Here is a 16,980-nt window from a genome sequence, read left to right as displayed (position 1 = left end):
AGGATATAACTATGATAAAAATTGCAATTTATGGCAAGGGTGGCATTGGAAAATCTACGACGGCGTCCAATATAGCAGCAGCCCTTGCTGATAGAGGACTTCAAGTCATGCAGATTGGCTGTGATCCAAAGGCTGATTCTACAAATAGTCTGCATGGACAAGGTGCGATTCCTACGGTTCTTGATTTGATTCGTCATAAAGGGGATGCATTTTCTTTAGAAGATATGACGGTTAGAGGATATAAAGGAGTAGTGTGTGTCGAAGCAGGCGGACCTACTCCGGGGATGGGCTGTGCCGGTCGTGGAATTATTGCGGCGTTAGAAAAGTTAAAAGAAAAAGGAGCGTATGATACATATAGACCGGATATTGTTATGTATGATGTTTTGGGAGATGTAGTATGCGGTGGTTTTTCTATGCCGATGCGTAAAGGATATGCTGATGCCGTGTTCATCGTTACTTCAGGAGAAAATATGTCTATCCATGCGGCTGCTAATATTGCAATGGCGTTAGATAACTTTAAAGATCGCGGCTATGCTAGTTTGGCAGGTATTATTTTAAATCGCCGCAGCGTAAAACTTGAAACGGAAAAGGTCATGGAATTGGCAGCAGATATCCATTCTACAGTCATAGGGAGCTTAGACCGCAGCGCAGTGGTACAGGAAGCAGAAGAACTTCATAAGACTGTTATCGAAGCTTATCCGGAAAGTACCATGGCGGAAGAGTACCGGAAGGTGGCGGCAGCGGTATATAGGGAAGCACAGAAAAGGAGGTAGTCTATGTTAACGCGAATTGGCAAAGCTGTTGATCTGCGGGGAGCTGCGGTTCATATCAAGGAAGCCGCATATCCGAATCCGTTTGAATCTGGATTGGAATATACGCCGCCCGCACGAGGAACATGGAATATTGTTCATACGAATATGCTTGTGCCTGAATCGCATCAAGTTTATATTTGCGCTGCGGGTTGTCTGCGCGGAGTGGTACTTACTGCGGCGGAAATGGGAGCTATGGATCGGTTTTCTTCCATTTTGGTAGAGGAACATAATTTGATGGATGGTTCTATGGAGACCTTGATCGTAGATGGGGTGGGAGATATTTTGGAGCGCCTGCCGCGGCGGCCTAAGGTCATGTTTATATACCCAGCTTGTATTCATCGGTTTATGGGGTGCGATATGCAAGCTGTTTATGTCGAATTACAGCGCCGTTATCCGGATATCGGTTTTGGGGAATGCTGCATGGATCCTATTATGCGAAAAAGCGGACTTACGGCAGAAGCAAGGACTCGCTGGCAGTTATACCATTTTTTGACACCACAAAAGCATGATTTGAACTCTGTTAATATCATCGGTAATAATTTACCTACAAGTGAAGATAGTGAACTTGTCCGTCTTATTAAAGACAATGGATTTATTCTGAGAGATCTGACACTGTGCAGGACTTATGAAGAGTATTTGGAAATGGGAAAGAGTGCTGTAAATGTTTCTTATAATCCTCAGATGATATATGGCGGACGACAGATGGAAAAAGAACTAGGACAAAAGAATATATATATTCCATTAAGTTTTGATTGTTTGGAGATCCGTAATGGGTTATACCGATTAGCCGATCTTTTAGGAGTGGAACGTCCCGATTACAGCCAAAATATGCTGCAGAGTGAACGAAGTCTGGCCAAAGCCAGAGAAATTGTTGGAAATATCGCCATTGCTCTTGATTATACTGCTACTTTCAGACCGTTTAGTTTAGCGAGATTGCTTTTAGAGCATGGTTTTAACGTAACTCGCATGTATGTAGATATGATACCTGGCGAAGATAAAGCTGATTTTGAATATTTGCAGCAATACTATCCGAATCTTATGTTGTATGCTACCGTTCATGCTAAGATGCGAGTCCTGGATCGACATACGGCAGAACCCTTGTTGGCTATAGGGCAGAAAGCGGCATATTTTACAGGGACAAAACACTTTGTTGATATTGCTGAATGCGGCGGATTTTATGGATTTACAGGTATCAGTCATATGGCGACATGTATGGTAGAAGCTTTTTTAGAAGAAAAAGATGCCCGTGATTACATACAAATTAAAGGATGGAGGTGCAGGATATGTCGATGAAACAGACTATAGCGCGTGTGTCATCCTATTCAGCCGATGTTTTCGGTGCTTGCTCGGCTTTATTTGAATTGGGAGGTATGATCGTTATTCATGATCCATCAGGCTGCAACTCAACCTATGCAACGCATGATGAACCTCGCTGGTATGATATGGACAGTCTGTTTTTTATTTCCGGTCTGACAGAAATAGATGCAGTCATGGGAAATGATGACAAACTGATTCATGATATTGTTTCGGCGGCGCAAGACCTATCGCCGCGATTTATTGCAGTTTTGCAAAGTCCGATTCCCTATATGATAGGAACCGATTTAGAAGCTGTGGCGAAACTAGTGCAAAAGAAAACGGGGATTATGACATTTGCACTACAGACGAACAGCATGCATTCGTATGTCAAAGGAGCATCCATGGCCTTTGCGATGTTAGCAGAACATATGATTGAAAATCCCGAAGGAAAAATATTGCCGCCGCTTACTCCCAAACGCTGGAGTTGTAGCTGGCAGGCCGAGTATACTACTGACGGTTCGCTGGTAAAGGATATGCCCGCGGCAGCAGTGCCGCAATCGTTAGGAGTCAATATATTAGGAGTTACCCCCTTGGATTTTTCCTTCAATGGCAGTGATCAATCTATGGTACAAGTGTTGCGGGAGCGTGGCTTTCGCGTAATAAGCATCTGGGCGATGGGAAGTTCTCTTGAAAATATTGTGCAAGCCTCATTGGCAGATGTAAATCTGGTTGTCTCATATGCTGGATTAGAAGCTGCCAGAATCCTGCAGCGCCGCTTTTCGATACCGTATGTTATCGGAGTTCCTTTTGGGTCAGTAATGGCGGCACAAGTAGCATCTGATTTAAAAGAGTCCGCAGCATATAAAACGAATATAATTTCTTACAGAAACCGCAAAGTAGATGAGAGCGGTACCGTCATTGTTGGTGAAAGTATTTACAGTGCTTCTTTGGCATGGGCTATTGCAGAGAACGGTGGACCGGCGGCCTGTGTGTTTTGTCCCTTGGATACGGAAACGGCCTTGTTAGTACCGGAAGATCGGCATGGCATGTCTGAAGGTGAATTAGAAAAATTGCTGTTTTCGCATAATGTAATTATTGCAGATCCTTTGTATCACCCCATTTGTCCGGCAACGGCACGATTTGTTCCGTTGCCTCATGAAGCTTTTTCTGGACGGCTGTTTCGCAAGGAGATACCCAATTTAATTAAAAGCGCTGAAGCATTTGCAAAAAATATAAATGGTTAAGGAGAGATATATATGGGACTAAATGATACTCCTTCAGGTGAACGTATCCACATTGGTTTCTTTGGCCGGCGTAATGCCGGTAAATCCAGTGTAGTCAACGCTGTGACGGGTCAGGATTTAGCAATTGTTTCTGCTGCCAAGGGGACGACTACCGATCCTGTTTATAAAGCAATGGAACTGCTTCCGTTAGGCCCTGTGATGATTGTCGATACTCCCGGATTTGATGATGAAGGAACATTAGGAGAACTTCGTATTCGGAAAACCAGACAAGTACTGAATAAAACAGATATTGCTGTTCTGGTTGTGGATGCATCGGAAGGGATGACCGCCGCGGATGCAGGACTGCTGCAGCTTATTAAAGAAAAAAACATTGCGTATGTACTTGTTTTTAATAAATTGGATTTACTGGAAAATGCGGGTAAACCAGAAAAAGACCAAATATATGTTAGTGCTTTGTATCAGCAGGGGATTTCCGAACTAAAGGAAAGACTAGGTACCTTGATGTCTGATACAGAAGGAAAATTGACGATTGTTGGAGATTTAATTCATCCTTCTGATTTTGTCGTTTTGGTAGTTCCTATTGATAAGGCTGCCCCTAAAGGCCGTTTGATATTGCCGCAGCAGCAGACGATACGGGACATATTGGAAGCGGATGCAGCCGCTATTGTCGTAAAAGAATATGAATTACATGATACGCTGGCCCATCTTGGGAAAAAACCAGCATTAGTTATTACGGACAGTCAGGTATTTGCTAAAGTGTCTGCCGATACACCACCGGATATTCCACTGACATCTTTTTCTATACTTATGGCTCGCCATAAAGGATTGTTAGAATTGGCTGTTCATGGTGTGGCAGCAGTAGAAAAACTTCAAGATGAAGATATAGTTCTTATTGCCGAAGGCTGTACACATCATCGGCAATGTGACGATATTGGGACCGTTAAAATTCCGCGCTGGCTGCGGAATTATACGGGAAAGAATATAAAAATTCATACTGTAAGCGGTGTGGAATTTCCCGATGATTTATCTCCCTATGCGCTGATTGTTCATTGCGGCGGCTGTATGTTGAATGAAAGGGAAGTGCGATATCGTATGAAATGTGCGAGGGATCAGCAGGTACCCATAACAAATTACGGAATTATGATTGCTTACATGCAGGGGATTTTGAAACGGAGTCTGCAGTTATTTCCCTATCTGGCAGATAGTATTGCATAGGAGGATCCGGTACATGCGTATAGAAAAAGACAGTTTAGGAGAAAAACAATTATCTGGGTCAGCTCCTTATGGCATTAATACTTTGCGGGCGATGGAAAATTTTTCTCTCCATCATAAAATAACTAATATGCGGCTTATCTATGCGCTTGTTAAAGTAAAAAAAGCAGCGGCGCTCACTTATTGTTCTTTGCGGGTGCGGGAAAAGGGTATTTATGAAGCAATTGTATTTGCCTGCGATGAAATCCTGAACGGGAAATATGATGATGCTTTTGCAACAGAAGCACTGCAGGGCGGAGCAGGTACTTCAACCAATATGAATGTCAATGAAGTAGTTGCGAATGTGGCACTGAAGAAATTAGGAAAAAACTATGGACAATATGATATTATTCATCCTTTGGATGATGTAAACCGCGGCCAGTCGACAAATGATGTATATCCTACGGCACTGCGCATTGCTGCAATTGAATCATTAAGAAAATTGAGTCAAGCTTGTGCAGAATTGCAGACAGCCCTGCAGGAAAAAGAAAATGCATATGAACACGTTCATAAATTAGGACGAACAGAAATGATGGATGCAGTCCCGGTTACTGTTGGGGAAGAATTTGGTGCGTACGCTCAGGCAATATCTCGGGATCGTTGGCGTTTATATAAAGTGGAAGAGCGGCTGCGGCAGATCAATCTGGGGGGGACAGCAGTGGGAATTGCTACGAATGCTTCGCGGCAATATCGCTTTCGCGTTATTGAAGAATTGCGTCGTATTACGGATATGGGATTGGCCGCAGCAGAATATCCAATGGATATAACGCAAAATAATGATGTATTTGTAGAAGTATCTGGATTGATAAAAGCATTAGCCGTAAATATCATGAAAATTGCGAATGATTTGCGTCTTATGAACTCGGGCCCACAAGGTGGATTGCATGAAATACAATTGCAAGCTTTGCAGCAGGGAAGTACTATTATGCCAGGGAAAGTAAATCCGGTTATTCCGGAAATGGTTATGCAATGTGCCATGAAAGTTATTGCTAATGATACGGCGATTACTATGGCAGCGGCTCATGGAGAATTTGAACTTAATGCATTTTTACCTCTTATTGCCGATTCGCTATTGGAAAGTTTACAGTTGTTAACGGAAACAGTCATTATTTTTCGTACAAAATGTATTTCTCTTCTTACGGTAAATGAAGCGCAGTGTCAGTATTATTTAGATATATCAGCAGCTTTTGGCGCTAATTATATACAACGATTAGGATATGATACAGTTAGTCGGGTTATTAAGGAACAGGTACCGCAGGAAGCTAAACATATATTGGATCGTATGCTGGAGCAAAATAGCAGCAAGATACAAAAAAGGGATAGTGATAAGTAAATTGAGATACGGTGGCAGATACTTATCATATGTGGAAACAATATAAACAGTAGGAAGTAAGAAAGTGTGATACTATGCATAACGGAATTTCAGATAAAACCATAACTTCGATTTTGCAATTTTCAGAAGATCGAGATTGGAAAAAATTTCATAATCCTAAGGATCTTGCATTATCTATCAGTTTAGAGGCCGCAGAATTACTGGAGTGCTTTCAATGGACGGGGCAGGATATAGAGGTAAAAGAAAAACAACGACAGATGAAAGATGAATTGGCAGACGTTCTGATGTATTGTGTTTTGATGGCCGAGGCAATAGACGCGGATATAGAACAGATTATTTGCAATAAAATGCTGCAGAATGGTAAAAAATATCCTGCAGACAAAGCCTATGGCAACGCAAAAAAATATAATGAGTTGAAAAATCAGGGATAATGAACTATATTAAATATCGTTGAACGGAGGAGACATATAATACATGACAATAACACAACACCGGGTGCTTATTGATTTAACCCATTCGATGAAGCCGGGCATGCCTTCTTGGCCGACAGATCCGCCGTATAGACATAAAACCCTGGAGATAGATGGACAAGAAAAATTGTTTATGCATTATGAGATATCATTAGATGAACATAGTGGTACCCATGTAGATGCTCCGCGGCACCGCTATGCGGAAGGAAAATCGATAGATCGTATGCCTTTGCCTCATTTCTATGGACATGCGGTAAAAATAGAGGCGGCACAGATCGAAAACTGCGGATTGCTTACTAAAAAAGATATTGCAGAGTGGGAAGCTGCTTATATGCAAATTCGGTCCGGTGATATTGTATTAGTGCATTTTGGCTGGGACCAATTTTGGGAGGATAAGACAAAATTTTTAAAAAATTGGCCGGGCGTTTCAGAAGAAGCAGCAAGGTATCTGACGGGTAAACAAATCAAGGGAATCGGCACGGATGCATTGTCGATAGATCGATATGGATCTTTTAATTTCCCTGCGCATGAAATTCTGTTGAAGCAAGAAATAACAATTATCGAGAATCTTGCTAATTTGCAAAAATTACCGCCGGAGTTCTTCTTTATGGCATTACCGCTGAAGATAGATGCCGGTTCGGGCTCACCCGTGCGGGCAGTAGGCTGGTATAACGAGTAGAATGAATACGCTGTTTTAGGCAAAAAAAGAGATCCCTCCTGCGGTATAGATGATATACGGCAGCGACGGTTCTCTTTTTTTATTATAAAGGTGTTTGTTTTAATCTTCGTGAACGACTAATTCTAATATATCCGGCCGGGAATAATGCCCGGCCGCGTCAAATTCCATACGGCTCATAGGTACAGTATCCATATCAAGATCCACGTAAATGGTTTCTTCTCTATTCCAGACAGGCTCGTTGATATAATGTCCGCGAGGATCAATAACACAGCTGCCGCCAATGCAGATATTATTTTTTAAGATCGTAATTTCTTCAATACAGTGTAAATCGGTCGGATACATAGCTTTTGTAAAATATTGGTCCACATTGACAACATAACAATGTCCTTCAATCGCGATGTGCTTGATGGTATCCTGCCACTCCGGATTATCATTGGTATTTGGGGCTAAATAAATAGAAACTCCTTTTTGGTACAAGGCAGCACGGGCCAATGGCATGTAATTTTCCCAACAAATAAGACTGCCTACAGGTCCCCAGGGAGTATCTATGACAGGGAAATAGGTATCAGGATCATGGGAATCTCCCCAGATATACCGTTCAGCTCCGGTGGGTTTAATTTTACGGTGTTTAGCGATAAGAACCCCCTCGGGAGAAAAAATAAGATTCGTACAGTATAGTGTGCAGGAAATGGTGTCCCGTTCTGTAATTCCTATGCTGACATAGGCATGTACTGCGGCAGCGGCTTTGCCGATACGTTCAGTGTCGGCACTGGGTACAATAACAGAATTGTCGTAATACCGTTTCCAATCTGCGCGTCCTTCTTCCGTACGGCTGCCAACGGTAAAACCGAACGTCATGCCGTAAGGGTAGCAAGGAATATATGATTCAGGAAAAACGATAAATTGCGCTCCTTTTTTTCCAGCGTCCATAATTTTTTCTATAGTTTTATCTAACGTGGCAGTTTTGTCCAATATAATCGGTGCGGCCTGTATGAGGGCCATCTTACAGTTTTTTACAAGATTTTTCATTATGTCAACCCCTTTTATTAGTATGTAGCGATTTGTGTATATAGTATAAGTATGGAAGAATACCGTTACTTTAGAACTATCGTTTTTGCAGCACTCAGGCAGCTTTTTTTTGTGTGACAATCAGTGTGATTCCTATAAGAATAAGCGACATGCCTAATGTTGTCGTTATTGTCAAGGCTTCTTCCAAAAAGATGATGCCGCAGATGACGCCGACAACGGGAACGGCTAAAATTGCGACAGAGGCTTTGCTTGCTTCCATATGCGAAAGAATATAATTCCAGAGAAAGAAGGCCAATGCCGAAGCAAGGATACCATTATATAAAAGTATGGAGATAGACAGCGGTGTCCATTGTACAATACCTTGATCCGTGAATCCCATATAAATAAAAAGAAGTATCGTACCGGCGATCATCTGCCAAGTAGTATATTGAATAATAGTACAATCCGGTTTGTTTCCGCAGCGGCTACTTTGCTGCATAACTTGGTTTTGCTGCCGCATAATGATATTTGCTACGGCCCAGGCCACCGCACCGGCTAATGTAAGTAAAATGGCGGCGATGTTTCCGACTGTGTTAATATTCATAAGAATAAAAAGACCGGTCATACTAATGACAATCCCCAGGATTTTTCGCAGTGTCAGATGTTCACGAAGGAAAAAGTGTGCAAGAATAGCAACCCAGACGGGCATGCTGTAGTTTAGTACGGCGACCAGACCGGCTCCCAGCGATTGTATGCCAATTTGAGCGGCAACATTATTAACTGCGGTTTGCAATATACCTGTGAGAATGATCCATTTCCAATATTTTCGGGGTGGCGGCGGCAGACGAAGCCATATAGTTACCAGTAATAATATGGCAGCTCCCAAGGCAAAACGGTATGCCACAAATACAATAGGTGGGAAGAACAGATTGGCTTCTTTCATAACGACCCAATTAAAACCCCATATAAAATAAATGGCTCCTAAGGCTTTGATCACAATGAAACCTCCTAATGATAAAAACACTATCTTTATTGTCCATACATTATCAAAAATTGTCAAGATATAATTTTTAATGTATGTATAAAATTATTACAGATGCATTTAAATCATTTAACATAAAATATTTTCTTTTTTAAGTATATAAAAAACTCGCACTGACCGAGGATTGCAATATCCATGGCAGTGCGAGAAGCTGCAGAATCAATGTATGGAAAATTAGTTTTCAGGAGAAGGCATAGGTGACGAATGGTGGAAAAGTTCTTTTAATGTTTCCTTGGAAATTCCTGTTTTATCAGGCAGCTGATTCATAAATGTTTTCCATTTTGCCTGTTCTTTTTGGTGGAAATCATGTATGGCACTTTCTAACTTGTCTCCCTGACCACGCGTGATTTTTCCTTCTTGGACCATCGTATCTATGTGTTGTTTCATCCGCATCGGCGGAGTAGGAAAAACCTTCTGTAACGTTTCTTTGGAGATTCCTGTCTTATCCGGCAACTGCGCCATAAATTCTTTTCGTGCTGTCATCTGTTCTTCTTTCTGGCTTTGATGGAAATCACGAAGTGAAGTTTCTAAAGTATTGGCTTGGTCTTGGGTAAGGGTTCCCTGCTGTACGAGCTGATCCATGTGTTGCTTCATGTGACCGGGATGGTGATGGCCGTGCATGGGAGGAAGGATTTCTTTTAAGACAGCGGCATCAATCCCGGTTTTATCCGGTAATTGTGCCATAAATTTTTGATGATCCGCTTTCATCTGCTGATGAAATTCCTGCATAGCAGCATGGAGACTATCTGCTTGGTCTTGGGTAATTTTTCCTTCCTGGATCATGGCAGCCATGCGGTGCTGCATTGGGTTATGATGGGCAGGTGCAGTTGTGGTAATAGTAGGGGTATCGGAACCGGAAGCCATATCATCATTTGCCGAGACCGGGATAAATGAAGCAGTAGTTAATACGGCAACCGCAGTGCCGGCCAATAAAGTTGTTAAAAGTTTTTGTCGCAAAGCGAGCGTTGTTTTCATACTATTCACTTGTATGATAATTACAGAAGCAAAATTACATACTTTCCTTTCTTTTAATTGTAGGTGTATGTGACTATAATACATTCAGATGTTGTGGACTTTTCATAATTTTCTGTAGTTCAACTACTAAAAGGAGTGTATTGCCGTTTCATTATCTGAATTGTTTATAGTTGGATGTGCCATAGGCTGAAACCAGCGTACGAGTACTCATTTCAATCAAGTCTACGATGATAATCGTGAACGGATATCACATCATCAATAATAAGGAAAGGGGTGCATCCCATGATTTATGTCGGCATTGATATTGCCAAGCTCAATCACTTTGCTTCTGTATTATCTTCTGATGGTAAAGTCCTCGTAGAACCGTTCCAATTCACAAATGACAACGATGGCTTCTGTATGCTGCTCTCTGTCCTGAATCAGTATGACAAAGACAACCTCATCGTTGGTCTTGAGTCAACGGCCCACTACGGCAATAATCTTGTTGAATTCCTTGTTACCCGGCATTTTCCGGTCAGTGTGCTCAACCCTATCCAAACGTCTTGCATGCGGAAAAACAGAATCCGTAAGACCAAGACCGATAAGGTGGACACCGCCATTATTGCCCAAACGCTTATGACGCAGCCTTTCAGACGATTCACGCAGTACGATCTGGATCTGCTACACTTGAAAAACCTGGGCCGATTCCGTCGTAAATTGATGAAGCAGCGTACCCGCAATAAAATCATGCTGACTTCGTACCTGGATCAGGCGTTCCCTGAGCTGCAGTACTTCTTTAACGGAATCCATCATAAGTCTGTCTACGCTATCCTGAAGGAGGCGCCCTCGCCGGATACGATTGCTTCCATGCATATGACTCATCTGGCTCATCTTCTTGCCTCGGCTTCTCATGGCCGTTTCAAGAAAGACAAAGCTCAAGAAGTAAGAGTTCTCGCACGGAAGTCTGTCGGTTCCAGCGACAGTTCTATATCTATTCAGATAACCCAAACCATTGAGCAAATCGAGTTACTGGATAGCCAAATTGAAGATGTTGAATCCAACATGGAAACCATTATTCGTTCCATGGATTCAGTCATCATGACCATTCCCGGCATCAGTTGTTTAGAAGCCGGAATGATTCTGGGTGAAACAGGAGATGTGCATCGCTTTTCAGCACCCGGCAAGTTGCTGGCATTTGCGGGGCTGGATCCTTCCATCCATCAATCGGGAAACTTCAACGCCACTCATACCCGAATGTCCAAAAGAGGATCCCGATACTTACGATATGCCCTAATGTATGCAGCTCACAATGTGGTACGAAATAATGCTGTATTCAAACAGCTGTACGACAAAAAGCGTGATGCTGGTCTAAACCATTATGGGGCTTTAGGACACTGTGCCGGCAAGCTGGTTCGCATTATTTATAAAATGTTAACAGACAACGTCACATTTAATCTGTAAGCAGCTTACGAACATACCGTTGTGAAAAAGTTCCTGTTGGTGAGCTTTATTAAAGTTACCCTATTTTAAGAACCTGTAAACAAATTCATTTTTAGTTCAGAAAGTACTTGACTTTTCATAGTTGGTCTCCTTTATTATTTCTATACTTTAAGTACTATCTGTACTATACACGATAATTATTACAATTCAATGACATCCATGTTACGATTTACTTAATTTAGTATAGCAATTTTGACAAAAATAATATATTTGAAAAATAAAAATCTGATGGTATACTGAAAATATCAAAGGTACGCTATAAGATCATTCTGAGAGTATACCATTTTTAAATCCTTGTAGTAATCACAAAGAAGATGCCTGCGTGAAAAATGTACATGGATGAACATATGTACGTCTTTGGTTATTTGCGGTAAGTGGATGTTTTTAAAGGAGGACAGACATGAATAAAAAATTAGCATTAATCGGTATCATCGTCAATAATCGGGAAAATGTAGATCAATTGAATGAGCTTTTGCATGAATATGGCGATTACATTATGGGACGTATGGGTGTTCCGTATCATGAGCAACAGGTGTCTGTCATCAGTATTGTTATTGATGCACCGCAAGAGGTTATCCGGGAATTATCGGATAAATTAAGCATGCTTTCGTACGTCAGTACTAAGACTATTTACGCAAAAGAATAAAACAACATTTCAGGCTAAAGGTGTATGCACGTGTATGCCTTTCCCGCATATATAGTAAAAAGGAGAGGTTGATGGTGAAATCACAGGAAATTAAATGCATACAGACTGTAGTCGGCAGAAGCGGATGGATACATGTCTTGTTGGTAGGGATTTCCCGTTTTGGATATGTGCTGTATATCCTCTATGGGTTTGTTGAGTGGTTTCGACCAGCACCATTTCGTGAATTGCAGCAACGTCGGCATATATTGCTGTATTGCCTTTTTTCTGTCATCATTGGATCGGGAATTTCTTTTATTATCGGAAAAATATGGCCGCGGCAGCGTCCGTTTGTAAAAGAACCTTCGTTAGGACTTATAGTGCATTCGGATAATGCTTCCTTTCCCAGTAACCATACTGCAAATTCCACTGCAGTGGGGCTTCATTTGCTGTGCCACAGAGCTGTATGGGGACCTACACTGTTTTTTTACAGCATGGTTCTTGGTTTTTCCCGTGTTTATACAGGAGTACATTATATAACGGACGTTTTAGGTGGTATTTTCTTGGGTACTATAAGTCATTTTTTAGTAGCACGAAGCAAATGGGCAATACATTGGGCTGATTTCATATGTTATAGTTATGCTGTAATAGAAACTTTTGTAAAAAAATGGTGGCACCTTAAATGAAATTTATGCAATAAACTATTTAAAATGGGCTGTTGCCGGAATGATTTTTTACTCCGGCAACAACCCATTTCCGATATGATTATGTAAACCTTCCATTTGTTGGAAGGCTAAACTATATTATTTTTCAATCGTATATTTTGTATGCAGCACGTGACCGATAAATGACACGATAACTGCGGCAAATACGGCTAAGCCGATCCAGTCAGCTATGCCGGAAAAGTTTTTCCCGACTAAGGCTAAGGGATCTTCACTGCCGCCGGACGTAACGGAAAAGACAATAATCATAGCAATAATAACACCCATAAGGCTTTCCCCAACAATCAATCCAGAAGCAAAGAGTACGCCATGGTGATTACAAGCTTCCACATCTTCCTTTTCGTAGCCGGGACTGCGTTTAGCAGCGCGTTGACGGAGATACCGCTGAATGCCATAGCCCATCACAGACCCTATGACTAACGGAATTTCTAATGTCGGCGGCAAATAAATTCCCATGCCGACGGCAAGAGGCGGTAACGAAAGACGTTGATTTGTTGCCTTGGTAAGGATTAAGTTAATAATGATTGCGGCAATACCGATGCCGATGCCAAATAAAATAAAATTCCAATCCAGATTGGAACTGAAAATACCTTGTGCAATCGTGGTCATAAGTGTTGCCTGGGGAGCAGCTAAGGCTTGGGTAGGGTCCATGTCAGGTCGGGGCAATGCTCCTGTAAAACCATATGCTTGATAAAGAAGTGTTAAGACGGGAGCAATCGCAAAAGAGCCGATGACACTGCCTAAGATTAAAGCAACCTGCTGTTTCCAGGGGGTTGCGCCGACAAGATAGCCTGTTTTTAAATCCTGCAGGTTATCATTTGATATAGAGGCAATGCTGACAATGACACTGGTAATGAATATAGCTAGTGCAGTAGCAAATTTTGTTCCTTCGGGTGTTATAAAAATATTGTAGGAAGATCCAATTACTAACACGACTAAAGAAGAGACGATAATGCCTAAAATACCAATACCGGAAATAGGACTTGCTGAAGTCCCGATAAGGCCGGCCATATAGCCGCAGGCAGCTGCAACAAAGAAGCCCATTAGGACGGCTACGGCAATTCCAACTATAATATAGATGACCATTAACGAAGTCGGAATGGGTGCAGATGATACGAATGAATAAAAGGTCAAGGCAAGACCGATAAGAATTGCAATAAATACGATGGCAACGGATTTGGGAGTCATATCAATATCCGTATGATGCAGTTCTCGTTTTTCGGCAGAATCGTTGGAACGGATGACGGCCATCGACATTTTGATGCCATCGACAACCGGTTTGGCCAATGTAATCAAGGTCCAGATCGCTGCGATACCGATGCAGCCGGCACCAATAAAACGCACCTTTTGAGCCCAAATCATTTTGGCAAAGGCTGCCGCCGTCTGCCCATCAACCGGGGTCATTACACTGGTCAGATAGGGGACAAAAACAACCCAGGCCAATACAGTACCGACTAAGATGGCAATACCGCTGGTGATGCCAATTAAATAACCGGCTCCGAGAAGGGCCATGGAAAATCCCATGGGGATTTGTGTAATTGATTTTCCTATATGGATCCAGTAACTGAATTCTGCCGACATAACATGAAAGCCATTAGCACATAAACTAATAAATCCGGCTAAGGCCGTACCGCTGACGATATCCTTCATTCCGGAAGCCTGAGCCGTGCGTTTATGACCGGGAGTATTCTCCTCTTTCCGTAAATCACTGCCTACTTTTAATATTTCAGCAGCAGCTCGGCCTTCCGGATAGGGCAGTGTACTGTTGACAACCATAGCGCGCCGCAGCGGAATGGTAAATAGTACACCGAGAGAGCCGCCGCAGGCACATAGCAGAAATGTTTCCCAAAACGGGAAGCTTTGCCAGTAGCCAATCATGAGCAGCCCAGGTAAAATGAAGATAATAGCGGATAAAGTACCTGCCGCAGAGGCTTGTGTCTGTACCATGTTGTTTTCCAAAATATTGGAGTCCTTGAACATGCGCAGAATAGCCATGGAAATGACAGCTGCCGGAATCGACGAAGAAAATGTCAAACCGACTTTCAAACCTAAATATACATTTGATGCCGTAAAAATTACGGTAATCAGCATGCCTAGGAACATGCCGCGAAATGTTAATTCAGGTAATTGGGGGGGTGCTGTCAAATTTTGCATTGGTTTCATATAAAACACCTCCATGTAAATAAAATTAAAAATCCAAATACACTATTACTATTAAGTATATTATATATGATAAACGTTTTACTAATAAAAATCAAATACGATTAAATATCCAAATATAAGGAAGGTATAAACTATGATAACATACCGCGGATAGTTAAAATAGCCACTGCAGATACGAATTATTTGTGCTACAATGATAACGAATGAAAAAGGAGGAATGCAGCGTGAAGACAAATGAAGAGATTATACAAGGTGTATTGGCCGAATTTTCCGAATTGGCAAAATATCCTCGACCGTCACATCATGAAAAGAAAGTCAGTGATTATATTGTTCGCAGACTTCGTGAATTAGGGGTGGAGCCGATTCAAGATGAAGTCAATAACGTTATCGCCGATATTGCGGCGACAGCAGGATATGAGAATGTGCCGCTTACGATTATCCAAGGACATATGGATATGGTCTGTGTTGCGGAAACGGGAGTTGCCTTTAATCCCTTGACAGATCCTATCCGTATTAAAAGAGACGGGAATATTTTATCGGCAGAGGGTACCAGTTTAGGAGCTGACGACGGTATTGCCGTGGCGGTAGCGCTATATCTTTTGACGTGCAGCATTTCTCATGGTCCTTTGCGCTTTATTTTTACTGTGGACGAAGAAACCAGTATGGTGGGAGCAACACACCTCGATCCAGCCTATGTTCGAGATGCTAAGTATATCATTAATTGTGACTCGGAAGCCATTGACGTTCTGGTGGTTGGTTCTGCCGGCAGCCGTCATATTGATTTTTCCCGGATTGCGGCGAAGCAGAAGAATTCTTTTGATGCCGCATTGATACTATCGACAAAAGACTTTCTAGGAGGACACTCCGGAGAGACGATCAATGCAGGGAAAAGTAATGCCATAAAAGAATTGGCGTTACTGTTGCAGCGCCTCGCCGTTCAGGGTATTGCATATACGATTGCCCATATGGACGGAGGCGCAGCGGCTAATGCGATACCTTCTTCCGCACAGGTTGTTATTGCGCTTCATCATAAAGATATAGAAAGTGTAAAAAAAGTTGTGTGCAAGGCAAAACAAAATTGCCAGCTTATTTACGGTGAAATCGAAAAAAAAGCAGATTTTACTGTAGCAGAAACAGAAAATCCGGAATATGTATTTTCTTCTGCAGATACAAAGGCTGTGGTACAGCTTTTGAGCCTTCTTCATTGCGGAGTCTTGGCCATGAATCAGCATTTGCCGAAGCTGCCTGATTTGTCAGCGAATATTGGGACGGTAAGAACCCAAGATAATATAGTGACGATTCAATATTTTCCTCGCTCTTCAGCAGATGCAAGATTGGAAGAATTTATTCTTGCGCTGCCTATCTTGGCTGAGTTGACCGGATTTGAAATAACGATCGGTGGATTGGATCCGGCTTGGACTGAAAATCCGCACAGCACATTACGTCCGTTAATGGCAGATATTTATAAAGAACTAACGGGAAAACCGGCACGTGTAGAAGCTATGCACGGTGGTCTTGAAACGGGTTTTTTCTTTGCGGCAAATCCGGATTTGGATATAGTATCTATCGGGGCAACAACACATGATATACATAGTCCGAAGGAAACCCTGGAATTAGATACCGTCGCAATATTGGTACGTCTTATTGCCGATACGTTGAAACGGATGAAATGATTTAATTTGTATACCTATATTAAAAAAGAAAGCTACTTGAAATAGATGTGGCATTCAAGTGGTTCTAAATATTGTGCCACTCAAAATAAGGTGGATGAATGCGATAATGAAGGCATTTATCCATTTTATTTTTTTTAATAAAATTGTTTTAGCCTTAAAAAAAGTGGTTTTAACTTGCTAATACGTTTTACGTATCATACAATCGAAATAG

General features: G+C 41.9%; 15 protein-coding genes. 11 read left to right on the top strand and 4 right to left on the bottom strand.

The window, feature by feature from the left end; translation table 11 throughout:
* Positions 1-11 precede the first annotated feature (11 nt).
* The 7 genes from NXG62_RS08990 to NXG62_RS08960 all read left to right on the top strand — a co-directional run bounded on the left by NXG62_RS08990 (position 12) and on the right by NXG62_RS08960 (position 7,085).
* On the top strand, positions 12-773 hold the full coding sequence (locus NXG62_RS08990) for an AAA family ATPase (protein WP_427112096.1): 762 nt from the start codon (positions 12-14) through the stop codon (positions 771-773).
* Between the two features lie 3 nt (positions 774-776).
* Positions 777-2,105, top strand: coding sequence for a nitrogenase component 1 (locus NXG62_RS08985; RefSeq protein WP_322351651.1), 1,329 nt, complete (start codon positions 777-779; stop codon positions 2,103-2,105).
* Positions 2,096-3,352, top strand: a complete 1,257-nt coding sequence (locus NXG62_RS08980; protein ID WP_427112094.1) for a nitrogenase component 1 — start codon at positions 2,096-2,098, stop codon at positions 3,350-3,352. The genes NXG62_RS08985 and NXG62_RS08980 overlap by 10 nt, the downstream gene beginning before the upstream one ends.
* A gap of 12 nt (positions 3,353-3,364) precedes the next feature.
* Complete coding sequence (gene hydF / locus NXG62_RS08975) at positions 3,365-4,567, top strand: [FeFe] hydrogenase H-cluster maturation GTPase HydF (protein WP_427112093.1); 1,203 nt, start codon at positions 3,365-3,367, stop codon at positions 4,565-4,567.
* 13 nt (positions 4,568-4,580) lie between these two features.
* Entirely contained in the window at positions 4,581-5,936 is a 1,356-nt protein-coding gene (locus NXG62_RS08970; RefSeq protein WP_427112091.1) for an aspartate ammonia-lyase, read from the top strand.
* A 74-nt stretch (positions 5,937-6,010) separates the two neighbouring features.
* On the top strand, positions 6,011-6,367 hold the full coding sequence (locus NXG62_RS08965; protein ID WP_427112089.1) for a nucleotide pyrophosphohydrolase: 357 nt from the start codon (positions 6,011-6,013) through the stop codon (positions 6,365-6,367).
* Between the two features lie 43 nt (positions 6,368-6,410).
* Entirely contained in the window at positions 6,411-7,085 is a 675-nt protein-coding gene (locus NXG62_RS08960; protein WP_427112088.1) for a cyclase family protein, read from the top strand.
* Between the two features lie 99 nt (positions 7,086-7,184).
* Here NXG62_RS08960 and NXG62_RS08955 read toward each other — a convergent pair whose 3' ends face one another.
* From NXG62_RS08955 to NXG62_RS08945, 3 genes are all read right to left on the bottom strand, one after another.
* A complete protein-coding gene (locus NXG62_RS08955) occupies positions 7,185-8,114 on the bottom strand; it encodes a carbon-nitrogen hydrolase family protein (protein WP_427112087.1) in 930 nt (309 codons plus the stop codon).
* Positions 8,115-8,208: 94 nt separating this feature from the next.
* The gene (locus tag NXG62_RS08950; protein WP_427112086.1) at positions 8,209-9,090 is read right to left on the bottom strand and encodes a DMT family transporter; all 882 of its coding nucleotides are present in this window, start codon (positions 9,088-9,090) and stop codon (positions 8,209-8,211) included.
* A gap of 219 nt (positions 9,091-9,309) precedes the next feature.
* Positions 9,310-10,110: a hypothetical protein gene (locus tag NXG62_RS08945; protein ID WP_427112085.1), complete on the bottom strand. Its 801-nt coding sequence runs from the start codon at positions 10,108-10,110 to the stop codon at positions 9,310-9,312.
* Positions 10,111-10,392: 282 nt separating this feature from the next.
* On the opposite strand from NXG62_RS08945, the gene NXG62_RS08940 reads away from it, so the two are divergent.
* The 3 genes from NXG62_RS08940 (at position 10,393) to NXG62_RS08930 (ending at position 12,897) form a co-directional block, all read left to right on the top strand.
* Complete coding sequence (locus NXG62_RS08940) at positions 10,393-11,550, top strand: IS110 family transposase (RefSeq protein ID WP_427112084.1); 1,158 nt, start codon at positions 10,393-10,395, stop codon at positions 11,548-11,550.
* Positions 11,551-11,989: 439 nt separating this feature from the next.
* Positions 11,990-12,235: a TM1266 family iron-only hydrogenase system putative regulator gene (locus NXG62_RS08935; protein WP_427112083.1), complete on the top strand. Its 246-nt coding sequence runs from the start codon at positions 11,990-11,992 to the stop codon at positions 12,233-12,235.
* 71 nt (positions 12,236-12,306) lie between these two features.
* Positions 12,307-12,897 (top strand): phosphatase PAP2 family protein, encoded by a 591-nt coding sequence (locus NXG62_RS08930; protein WP_322351570.1) that lies wholly within the window; start codon positions 12,307-12,309, stop codon positions 12,895-12,897.
* A gap of 117 nt (positions 12,898-13,014) precedes the next feature.
* On the opposite strand, the gene NXG62_RS08925 is transcribed toward NXG62_RS08930, so the two are convergent.
* Entirely contained in the window at positions 13,015-15,096 is a 2,082-nt protein-coding gene (locus NXG62_RS08925) for an OPT family oligopeptide transporter (RefSeq protein WP_427112082.1), read from the bottom strand.
* Between the two features lie 224 nt (positions 15,097-15,320).
* On the opposite strand from NXG62_RS08925, the gene pepD reads away from it, so the two are divergent.
* The gene (pepD, locus tag NXG62_RS08920; RefSeq protein ID WP_427112081.1) at positions 15,321-16,769 is read left to right on the top strand and encodes a beta-Ala-His dipeptidase; all 1,449 of its coding nucleotides are present in this window, start codon (positions 15,321-15,323) and stop codon (positions 16,767-16,769) included.
* Positions 16,770-16,980 lie beyond the last annotated feature (211 nt).

This window comes from Megasphaera sueciensis, assembly GCF_050219315.1.
In the GTDB taxonomy this organism is placed as follows: Bacteria; Bacillota; Negativicutes; order Veillonellales; family Megasphaeraceae; genus Megasphaera_A; species Megasphaera_A sueciensis.
This window is presented reverse-complemented; position numbering and strand designations above follow the sequence as displayed.

Coding starts and splice junctions, on each gene's coding strand:
- NXG62_RS08990 (WP_427112096.1), top strand. CDS start 12: ATGATAAAAATTGCAATTTATGGCAAGGGTGGCATTGGAAAATCTACG.
- NXG62_RS08985 (WP_322351651.1), top strand. CDS start 777: ATGTTAACGCGAATTGGCAAAGCTGTTGATCTGCGGGGAGCTGCGGTT.
- NXG62_RS08980 (WP_427112094.1), top strand. CDS start 2,096: ATGTCGATGAAACAGACTATAGCGCGTGTGTCATCCTATTCAGCCGAT.
- hydF (WP_427112093.1), top strand. CDS start 3,365: ATGGGACTAAATGATACTCCTTCAGGTGAACGTATCCACATTGGTTTC.
- NXG62_RS08970 (WP_427112091.1), top strand. CDS start 4,581: ATGCGTATAGAAAAAGACAGTTTAGGAGAAAAACAATTATCTGGGTCA.
- NXG62_RS08965 (WP_427112089.1), top strand. CDS start 6,011: ATGCATAACGGAATTTCAGATAAAACCATAACTTCGATTTTGCAATTT.
- NXG62_RS08960 (WP_427112088.1), top strand. CDS start 6,411: ATGACAATAACACAACACCGGGTGCTTATTGATTTAACCCATTCGATG.
- NXG62_RS08955 (WP_427112087.1), bottom strand. CDS start 8,114: ATGAAAAATCTTGTAAAAAACTGTAAGATGGCCCTCATACAGGCCGCA.
- NXG62_RS08945 (WP_427112085.1), bottom strand. CDS start 10,110: ATGAAAACAACGCTCGCTTTGCGACAAAAACTTTTAACAACTTTATTG.
- NXG62_RS08940 (WP_427112084.1), top strand. CDS start 10,393: ATGATTTATGTCGGCATTGATATTGCCAAGCTCAATCACTTTGCTTCT.
- NXG62_RS08935 (WP_427112083.1), top strand. CDS start 11,990: ATGAATAAAAAATTAGCATTAATCGGTATCATCGTCAATAATCGGGAA.
- NXG62_RS08930 (WP_322351570.1), top strand. CDS start 12,307: ATGGTGAAATCACAGGAAATTAAATGCATACAGACTGTAGTCGGCAGA.
- NXG62_RS08925 (WP_427112082.1), bottom strand. CDS start 15,096: ATGAAACCAATGCAAAATTTGACAGCACCCCCCCAATTACCTGAATTA.